The sequence below is a fragment of the Bradyrhizobium sp. P5_C11_2 genome (genome assembly GCF_054049755.1).
Genome location: NZ_JBFULT010000328.1, coordinates 1 through 8,520, shown reverse-complemented (window position 1 = coordinate 8,520; position 8,520 = coordinate 1). Strand labels below are relative to the sequence as shown.

The window sequence follows — 8,520 nt, the reverse complement described above, 5'->3', positions numbered from 1 at the left end:
GTGTAGCGCGGCGCGGGCTCGGCGTTGGGGTCGAAGAAGTTCGCGACATTGACCTCGAGCGCGGCGGCCATCCGCAGCAGGGCGGCGAGCGAGGGGATTTTCAGATTGCGCTCGACCAGGGAGATGTAGCCGCGCGTGAGATCGCTCTGCCTGGCGAGCTGGTCCAGCGTCAGGCCCTTGGCGATCCGCGCCTGGCGGATGTTGGCCCCGACGGCCGTCGCTTTGCTGACGTCAAGCACGCATGAGTCTCCTGAACTGCTGATGCCTCTTTTGCATCAGATGCCGCCCGACTGCCAGCCCGGCGGCTCGCGCCAGCCGCTCGCGGATGTATCCCAATGGAAAACTTATGCGCGGAAATTTCAAGCAGGGCCGCGGATATTGTGGGCAGAGACGCTGGCATTCCACGTATAATAGCTGAAAAACAGTGCAAATTGCGGGTTTTGCCGATCGATGCGGCATTTGCCGCGTTCCGCGTCGTTGATTTCCAACAGTAAACATGGTCGATTTTTGACGTTCCTGGCTGCCGATGGGCTCCACGGACAGAACCACCTGCTTCCCCTGGCGCCGGTACTTTTTGGAGAGATCGATGACCGTAGCAGACGACGTAACCCTGAACGTGGCGCCGGACGAAGCGGCGAGCTTGCGACGGATCGTGTGGTCGAGCGTGATCGGCACCGCGGTCGAATGGTATGACTTCCTGATCTACGGGACGGCGACCGCGCTGGTCTTCAACAAGGTCTTCTTCGCCGCGGGCAACCCCGCGCTCGCCACCATCGCGGCCTTCGGAACCTATGCGGTCGGATTCCTGGCGCGGCCGCTCGGCGCTGCGATCTTCGGTCATTACGGCGACCGGGTCGGCCGCAAGGCGATGCTCGCGATCACGATCATGGTAATGGGCGTCGGCACCTTCCTGATCGGTTTGCTTCCGACCTATCAGCAGATCGGCATCGCCGCGCCGCTGCTGCTGATCGGCTTGCGCTTCCTCCAGGGCATCGGCCTCGGCGGGGAATGGGGTGGCGCCGTGCTGATGGTGGTCGAGAACTGCCCGACGCACCGCCGCGGCCTGCTCGGCAGCATGGTGCAGGTCGGCAACCCCATCGGCAATCTCGCCGCGATCGGCATGTTTGCGCTGGTGGCGGGCCTGCCGGAAAGCGAGTTCATGACCTATGGCTGGCGCATTCCGTTCCTGATCTCGATCCTCCTCGTCGGCGTCGGCCTCTACATCCGCCTCAACATGGAGGAGACCTCGGCCTTCCGCCAGGTCCAGGCCAAGAAGGAGGTCGCGAAGCTGCCGCTGGTCGAGATCTTCAGGCATCACCGCAGGCCGTTCTTCACTGCGGTCGGGCTCAAGATTTCTGAGATCGCCTATGCCAGCATCGGCGGCGTGTTCGTGATGTCCTACGCGACGACGAGTCTCGGCCTGTCGCGCACGGTGGTGCTGAACGGCGCCTTCGCGGCATCGTTGGTCGCGCTGGTTGCCATTCCGCTGTTCGGCTGGCTGTCCGATATCCTTGGCCGCAAGACGATGTTCTACGGGAGCTGCCTGTTCTCGGCGCTGTTTGCCTTCCCGCTGTTCTGGCTGCTCAATACCCGCGATCCCACCATCGTCATCTGCACCATCGTGGTCGCGATCACGTTCGGACAGATGGTGATGTTCGGCATCGGCGCGCCCTGGTACTCCGAGCTGTTCTCCGCGCGGCTGCGCTACAGCGGCGCCTCGCTCGGGTTTCAGGTCGGCGCGGCCATCAGCGGCGGGTTGACGCCGCTGATTGCCGCATCTCTGATGGCCTGGAGCGGCGGCGCCACGTGGCCGGTCTCGCTGCTGCTGATGGCCTGCGCGGCGATCACCGCGACCGCGACCACGTTCGCGCCGGAGATGGCGAACAAGGAACTGACCTGATCCCGGGGCGCGCCGCGTCTTGCGGCGCGCCATCGCTTCTCACGAGGATACCGTCATGCTTGACAAGATCGACACCGGCTCCGCGCAGAGCGCAGCACGCCTCGGCTGGACCGGCGTGGTGCGCTTCCTCCATCTCGCCCCGCGCGCGTTCCTGCCGATGCGCGCCATGGAGCAGCTTGCTCTCGTCGCCGGCCGTGGCATCGAAGGCGACCGCTACATGATCGGACGCGAGGAGGGTTTTTATTCGCACAAGCCGGAAGAAGGCCGCCAAGTCACGCTGTTCGAGTTCGAGACCCTGGTTGCGCTCAAGCGCGACGCCGGGATCGAGCTCGGCCCCGAGGAGCATCGCCGCAACGTGACGGTCGAGGGCGTGCCGCTGAACCATCTGGTCGGACGCCGCTTCTGGCTTGGCGAGACCTTGCTGGAGGCAACCCGCTTGTCGATTCCATGCCRGCATATCGAGGAGATCACCGGCAAGGCGATCTTCGATCCGCTCATCAACCGCTCCGGGCTGAACTGCAAAATCCTTCAAGGCGGCATCGTCAGGGTCGGCGACACCGTGCGGAACGCAGCATGAAGGCGCGTCCGATCACGACGATCAAGACAGTCGTCGCCGGCATCGAAGAGGCTGGCGACGGAATAAAACTGTTTGCGCTGGCCGATCCCGATAGATGGGAATTGCCACCCTTCAAGCCCGGCGCGCATATCGATCTGCACTTGCCGAACGGCCTCGTCCGCACCTATTCGCTGTGCAACGAGCCCGCCGACAACACGCGCTATGTCATCGCGGTCAAGCGCGAGGCCGATGGGCGCGGCGGTTCGCGCGCGCTTCACGATGATGTCGGCCTTGGCGACGTCATCGGCGTCTCGCTGCCACGCGGCGGGCTGGAGCCAGGCGCGCAGATTGCGCGCCATGTGTTCGTCGCAGGCGGCATCGGCGTGACGCCGTTCCTGTCGATGGCGCGGCACCTCGCACGAACGGGACATGCCGACTTCACGCTTCATCTGATCGTGCGCGAGGAGGTGCCGCTCGCGTCTCACCTCGCGCCCTTGATCGGCGATGGTCGCATCGTCGTGCATCGGACGTCCCGGGGCGGACGTCCGGATCTTGCGTCGCTGGTCGGTAAGGGCGGCTCGGAGACCTTGGTCGCTTGCTGCGGTCCGGAAAGCATGACCGGCGATTTCGAGCGGGTGACCGCCGCCTGGCCCGCGGCCAATGTTCATATCGAGCGTTTCGTCGCGCCGCCGCCGGTCATCGATCCCGACGCAAAGCCCTTCACGCTGTCACTGGCGCGCTCCGGCGCCGAGATCCAGGTTCGCGCCGGCCAGACCATGCTGGCCGCCTTGCAGCAAGCAGGCGTCGACATCGCGACGTCCTGCTGCGGCGGCATCTGCGGCGCCTGCAAGGTCGGCTGGCTCGAGGGCGAGCCCGTCCATCGCGACCGCATCCTGTCGCCCTACGAGCGCGAACGCTATCTCATGGTGTGCGTCGCAGGCTCAGACGCGGATCGATTGGTGCTGGATCTCTAGCCTACCAGTGTACGCTCTGGCTGGGCACGATGAACGCCGTCGTGCCCGGCGGCGTGGCCAAGCTCGTCGCCAGGTACCAGCCCGAGCCGAGCACGAGCGCCAGCAGTGCGATGATGGCGAGCATGTCGAGGGTTCTGGGATCGTGATGATGCCCGCGGTGATCGGGATTTGGCCCAAACCTGAAGTGAAAATGAGGGCTGATTTTCCAGCGCATTCTTGTTTCCTCCCGTGGGAGCATCACAACAACGCGAGCGGGAAGTTCCGGTTCCATTCAAGGCGGCGATGCGTGAGGCGCCGCGGCGTTCCTGGTCATATTCAGGACGCGTTGACGCCGCGCCAGCGGCCATAGCGCCAGGGCAGATACCAGCGCGCGCCTTGCGGTGCGGTGAGGGGGACGTTGTCGATCCCCGAGGTGCCGAAAGGATTGCAGCGGAGCAGTCGCGCGAGCGTCATCCAGCCGCCGGCCCAGAGTCCGAACCGTTCGATCGCCTCGTCGCCATAGACAGAGCAGGTCGGCAGGTGCCGGCAATTGTAGCCGACCAGCGGCGAGAGCGTGTGGCGGTAGAGCCAGATCAGTGCGCGGCCGAATCTGCGCGGGAGCCGGAGCGCGCCCTCGACGTGAGTGGAACAGTGCTCGCAGGCTGAATGCTTCATGGGCGCTGTGCTGCGATCGTGAGCGAGGTATTGCGCGGTTCCGGCGCAGGGAACCGCAAGTTGTTGTTTCTGCGCCATATTTATCGTGCTTTTTGGGAGCAGTGCAGCAAGTACCTGTGGACGATCTGTATTCCCCCGGATACCATTTTTATGACGCCCGTGTGTAGAAACATACGCCTGTATGATGGACTCAGAGGGCGCTACCGGGGATTGTTGGGGGACCTTTGGGGCTTGGGGAAGGAACCAGATTGAGACTTCTGAACTCCCTTGATCGTCGCGGCTGGTTGTTGCTTGGGGCTGCCGCACTTGGCGTCGCGCTCTTCGGAGCTGTCGCCACGACCGGCACAACGGCTCATGCCGGTGCCACGCTCGAAGAGCGCAAGCTGCCGATGAAGTTCAACTGGGTCGCTTGCGAGCCGAACTGCCGCGGCTGGGTCAGCGCGGTCGGCATCATCACCGCTGATACGCCCAAGGATTTCGAGGAGTTTGCCCGCGGGCGCCAGCTCGGCGGCGCCACCGTCGTGCTCGACTCCAGCGGCGGTTCCGTCAATGACGCGATCACGCTCGGCCGGCGCTTCCGCAATCTCGGCCTTTTGACCACGGTCGGGATCTCGCAGCAGAGCCGCGGCGGACAGAGCGCCCGTCCAGCCGTCGCTCCCGAGGCCTATTGCGAATCCATGTGCGTGTTCCTGCTGCTGGCCGGCAAGAAGCGCTACGTGCCGGAAGCCGCCCATGTCCGGGTCCATCAGATCTGGATGGGCGACCGTGCCGACGATGCGAAGGCGGCAACCTATAGCGCGCAGGACCTGATGATCGTGGAGCGCGACATCGGCCGGCTCGCCAAATACACCTTCGACATGGGCGGTGCCGGCGACCTCCTGTCGCTCGCGCTGAATGTGCCGCCGTGGGAAGATCTGCACGAGCTGGACGCCGGCGAGCTCAAGCTCACCAATCTGGTGACGACCGATCTCGTGGCCGACGTGCTGCCGCATGTCGATGTCTCGGCGCCGGCGATGGCGGAGCTGACACCGAAGACGCAGGCCAGGTTTGGCGTGGAACCGGAGCAGGCGGCCAGGTCGACCAAGACGGCGGAAGCCGTCGTGCCGACCGGGACGGCGCCGAGCGCGGGCTCGCAGAAGTAGGATCTCAAATCTTGGCAGTCATTCCGGGGCGCGCGTAGCGCAAACCCGGAGTCCCGCGCTGTAATCTCGGGATTCCGGGTTCGTCGCTTCGCGACGCCCGGAACGACGCGGGCGGGGTTCAGCCCTGCGCCGCAGCCGGCTGCTTCGCCTTCGCCTCGATCTGACCGATGGCGTCGACCACGGCATCGAAGGTCAGCAGTGTCGAGGCGTGGCGCGCCTTGTAGTCGCGGACCGGCTCCAGGAACTTGATCTCGGCCCATTTGCCGTCCGGCGGCGCGCCATTTTCCTTCAGCATCTTGCGAACAGTTTCGCGTAACTCACGGAGTTCGCTCGCGGTCGAGCCAACGACGTGACTTGCCATGATGGATGAGGAGGCCTGGCCGAGCGCACAGGCCTTCACGTCGTGGGCGAAGTCGGTGACAGTGGCGCCGTCCATCTTGAGATCGACCTTCACGGTCGAGCCGCACAGTTTTGAGTGTGCGGTGGCGGTGGCGTCGGGGTCCGAAAGCCGCCCGAGCCGCGGAATATTCCCGGCCAGCTCGATGATTCGCTTGTTGTAGATGTCGTTCAGCATGTGATGGAGTCCAGCACTTCCGGGCGGGATCGGCCTTGGCGGGCGCCGTCCACGGTCCTATATAGGGTCGGAACTGGCGGAAAAACAGTCCAGCGGTCCGGTCCGGCGGTGCTGATCCAGAGCCGCGCGGCCGACGTTAGAGTTGAGACCTCTTTCGCCAAAACTGTACTCTTCAGGCGTCCGGCGGCTTTGCCGCCCCGTCTGCCGGTGACACTCCGGCCGCTAGGCCGTCGAACGGAGTAGACATGGACGCTGCGATCAAATCCCTTCGCCCCAGCAAGCCTTCCGACAAGCAGCCCGAGAGCCGCCCCGCGGAGCTGGACCCTGCCGAATTCCTCGCGGCCGCCGTCCGCGCCGACCAGCCGCGCCCGGCGCGTGCCGAGGCCGAGCACGCGGTGAAGACGCTGCTCGCCTATATCGGCGAGAACACCGAGCGCGAGGGCTTGCTCGACACGCCGCGCCGCGTGGTCGAGGCCTTCGACGAGCTCTATCAGGGCTACCACCAGTGCCCGGCCGAAGTGCTCGACCGCACCTTCGGCGAGACCGCCGGCTATGACGACTTCGTGCTGGTGCGCGACATCGAGTTCACCTCGCAGTGCGAACACCACATGATGCCGTTCTACGGCAGGGCGCACATCGCCTATACCCCGGTGGAGCGCGTCGTCGGCCTGTCGAAGCTCGCGCGCCTGACCGACATCTTCGCCCGCAGGCTCCAGACCCAGGAGCATCTGACGGCGCAGATCGCAGCGGCCATCGACGAGGTGTTGAAGCCCCGCGGTGTTGCCGTGCTGATCGAGGCCGAGCATACCTGCATGTCGGTGCGCGGTGTCGCCAAGCATGGCGCCTCCACGTTCACCAGCCGCTTTACCGGCATGTTCCGCGACAATCCGGCGGAGCAGGCCCGTTTCCTGTCCCTGGTGCGAGGCACGCGCTGACCTCGCGAGTTGACTGGCGAGGTTTCTGTGTCCGCTCACTCCCATGAGATCGAGGAAGGCCTCTCCTTCCTGCCCAGGTTCGACGCCGCCGGCCTCGTGACCTGCGTGGCGACCGACGTTGCCACCGGTGACGTGCTGATGGTCGCCCACATGAATGGCGAGGCGCTGCGCAAGACCATCGCGACCGGCGAGGCCTGGTACTYCAGCCGTTCCCGCAATGCCTTGTGGCGAAAAGGTGAGACGTCAGGTCAGACCCAGCGCGTGGTCGAGATGCGCACTGATTGCGACCAGGACGCGGTCTGGCTTCGTGTCGAGCAGATCGGCGCGGCCTGCCACACCGGCCGCCGGTCCTGCTTCTACCGCAAGGTCGAGGCCGAGGGCGGCGGCGCCAAGCTCGTCTTCGTCGATGCCGAGCGGCTGTTCGATCCCAGCGCGGTCTATAAGAAGTAGCCCCTCTGTCATTCCGGGGCGTGCGCAGCGCGAGCCCGGAATCCATCGTGAGGCATCACGCGCAGGTGGATGGATTCCGGGCTCGCACCTTTGGTGCGCCCCGGAATGACTCGGGGTGGGGGCCGAGGGCCGAATTAACCCCGCATTAACCATAGCTGTCCCACGGTGAGACGACAGGGCGTCCGAATTGCCGGCGCCGCTCAACGCCGCGCGGGGCGGGCACTCCATCATGTCGGTCGACAATTCCAGTGCCACGCAGACGGCCGCTACCGATCCGTCGCGGGCGCGCGTCGCCGGTGCGATCAAGCAGGCCTCCAGCCTCACCGGCGTCAGCTTCGAATACATGCTGACCACCGCCAAGATGGAATCGGATTTCGATCCGACGGCGGGCGCCACGACGTCGTCCGCGCACGGGCTCTACCAGTTCATCGACCAGACCTGGCTCGGTACGGTGAAGGAGGCGGGGACCCAGCTCGGCTATGGCAACTACGCCGACGCAATCACCAGGACCTCGTCGGGCAGCTACACCGTCGACGATCCCGTGATGAAGCGGTCGATCATGAAGCTGCGCGACGACCCGGAGGCTGCCTCCAGCATGGCGGCGGCGCTGACGCAGTCGAACAGTTTCAAGCTTACCGGTCTGCTCGGTCGCAGGCCGTCCGACAGCGAGCTCTACATGGCGCATTTCATGGGCGTCGGCGGAGCCGCAAAACTGATCGCGAATGCCGAGGACAATCCGCAAGCGATCGGCGCGCGGCTGTTCCCCAATGCGGCATCCGCCAACCGTTCGATCTTCTACGCCAGGGATGGCCGCGCCCGCAGCGTCTCCGAGGTCTATTCGGTGCTGGACGCGCGCTACGCGAGCGCGGCAAATTCGAAGACCACGCGCAGCGCGATGGCGATGTATGGGGACGCGCCGTCGACCACGCAGGTCGCGAGCGCAAACGGTGTGCAGGCGACCGCACCCTTGATCAACAACGCCGCCTACCTCCAGACCTTTCCGGACACCCGCGGCGTGACGCCCGTCGGCGCAACGTCGCCAGCGACGGTCGCGGACAATGCACCGAGCACGCCGGTGTTTCGCTCGATCTACCAGCCCGGCGATGCCACGCAGCCGGTCTCGACGACGGTGCAGAAATTGTGGGGCAACAATGCCTCGCTGACCTCGGTGGCTTCAGCGACCCCCGAGGTGCGGCCGCCGCAGCCGCTTGATCTCTTCAGCGATCGCAGCGGCACCTTCTCGAGCTGACGTCTACTCTCGTGTCCCGGACGCGGAGCGGCACGCATTGACGCTCCGCTGCAGAGCGGGTGCAGGCGAGTCAGGCAGCTTGGTTC

At 65.3% G+C, this 8,520-nt stretch carries 11 protein-coding genes; 7 read left to right on the top strand and 4 right to left on the bottom strand.

Annotation, left to right across the window (positions count from 1 at the left end):
• Nucleotides 1-239 (bottom strand): helix-turn-helix domain-containing protein (locus ACXJL8_RS26190; protein ID WP_456685848.1); only part of this gene is annotated, 239 nt, incomplete at its 3' end.
• A 347-nt stretch (nt 240-586) separates the two neighbouring features.
• Here ACXJL8_RS26190 and ACXJL8_RS26185 point away from each other — a divergent pair.
• From ACXJL8_RS26185 to ACXJL8_RS26175, 3 genes are read left to right on the top strand one after another with little or no spacing between them, the layout of a single operon-like run.
• Nucleotides 587-1,900: an MFS transporter gene (locus ACXJL8_RS26185; protein WP_456618587.1), complete on the top strand. Its 1,314-nt coding sequence runs from the start codon at nt 587-589 to the stop codon at nt 1,898-1,900.
• A 55-nt stretch (nt 1,901-1,955) separates the two neighbouring features.
• Complete coding sequence (locus ACXJL8_RS26180; protein ID WP_456685847.1) at nt 1,956-2,477, top strand: MOSC domain-containing protein; 522 nt, start codon at nt 1,956-1,958, stop codon at nt 2,475-2,477.
• The gene (locus ACXJL8_RS26175) at nt 2,474-3,430 is read left to right on the top strand and encodes a PDR/VanB family oxidoreductase (protein WP_456618585.1); all 957 of its coding nucleotides are present in this window, start codon (nt 2,474-2,476) and stop codon (nt 3,428-3,430) included. Before ACXJL8_RS26180 ends, ACXJL8_RS26175 begins: the two co-directional genes overlap by 4 nt.
• A gap of 1 nt (nt 3,431) precedes the next feature.
• Here ACXJL8_RS26175 and ACXJL8_RS26170 read toward each other — a convergent pair whose 3' ends face one another.
• Nucleotides 3,432-3,644, bottom strand: coding sequence for a hypothetical protein (locus tag ACXJL8_RS26170; RefSeq protein ID WP_456618584.1), 213 nt, complete (start codon nt 3,642-3,644; stop codon nt 3,432-3,434).
• A gap of 101 nt (nt 3,645-3,745) precedes the next feature.
• A complete protein-coding gene (gene yidD / locus ACXJL8_RS26165) occupies nt 3,746-4,084 on the bottom strand; it encodes a membrane protein insertion efficiency factor YidD (protein WP_456618583.1) in 339 nt (112 codons plus the stop codon).
• A 248-nt stretch (nt 4,085-4,332) separates the two neighbouring features.
• Between yidD and ACXJL8_RS26160 the strand changes: the two genes are divergently transcribed.
• Nucleotides 4,333-5,226 carry a hypothetical protein gene (locus ACXJL8_RS26160; protein ID WP_456618582.1) on the top strand — a complete coding sequence of 298 codons (894 nt, stop codon included), beginning with the start codon at nt 4,333-4,335 and terminating at the stop codon, nt 5,224-5,226.
• A gap of 118 nt (nt 5,227-5,344) precedes the next feature.
• Here ACXJL8_RS26160 and ACXJL8_RS26155 read toward each other — a convergent pair whose 3' ends face one another.
• Nucleotides 5,345-5,800, bottom strand: coding sequence for an iron-sulfur cluster assembly scaffold protein (locus tag ACXJL8_RS26155; RefSeq protein ID WP_456618581.1), 456 nt, complete (start codon nt 5,798-5,800; stop codon nt 5,345-5,347).
• A 245-nt stretch (nt 5,801-6,045) separates the two neighbouring features.
• On the opposite strand from ACXJL8_RS26155, the gene folE reads away from it, so the two are divergent.
• The 3 genes from folE to ACXJL8_RS26140 all read left to right on the top strand — a co-directional run bounded on the left by folE (nt 6,046) and on the right by ACXJL8_RS26140 (nt 8,434).
• Entirely contained in the window at nt 6,046-6,735 is a 690-nt protein-coding gene (gene folE / locus ACXJL8_RS26150; RefSeq protein ID WP_456618580.1) for a GTP cyclohydrolase I FolE, read from the top strand.
• 27 nt (nt 6,736-6,762) lie between these two features.
• Nucleotides 6,763-7,185, top strand: coding sequence for a phosphoribosyl-AMP cyclohydrolase (hisI, locus tag ACXJL8_RS26145; RefSeq protein ID WP_456685846.1), 423 nt, complete (start codon nt 6,763-6,765; stop codon nt 7,183-7,185).
• 187 nt (nt 7,186-7,372) lie between these two features.
• Nucleotides 7,373-8,434 (top strand): lytic transglycosylase domain-containing protein, encoded by a 1,062-nt coding sequence (locus tag ACXJL8_RS26140; protein ID WP_456624116.1) that lies wholly within the window; start codon nt 7,373-7,375, stop codon nt 8,432-8,434.
• Nucleotides 8,435-8,520 lie beyond the last annotated feature (86 nt).

Excerpts from the sequence above, each read along its gene's own strand:
- ACXJL8_RS26170 (WP_456618584.1), bottom strand. The coding sequence starts at position 3,644 with ATGCGCTGGAAAATCAGCCCTCATTTTCACTTCAGGTTTGGGCCAAAT.
- folE (WP_456618580.1), top strand. The coding sequence starts at position 6,046 with ATGGACGCTGCGATCAAATCCCTTCGCCCCAGCAAGCCTTCCGACAAG.
- yidD (WP_456618583.1), bottom strand. The coding sequence starts at position 4,084 with ATGAAGCATTCAGCCTGCGAGCACTGTTCCACTCACGTCGAGGGCGCG.
- ACXJL8_RS26185 (WP_456618587.1), top strand. The coding sequence starts at position 587 with ATGACCGTAGCAGACGACGTAACCCTGAACGTGGCGCCGGACGAAGCG.
- ACXJL8_RS26175 (WP_456618585.1), top strand. The coding sequence starts at position 2,474 with ATGAAGGCGCGTCCGATCACGACGATCAAGACAGTCGTCGCCGGCATC.
- ACXJL8_RS26155 (WP_456618581.1), bottom strand. The coding sequence starts at position 5,800 with ATGCTGAACGACATCTACAACAAGCGAATCATCGAGCTGGCCGGGAAT.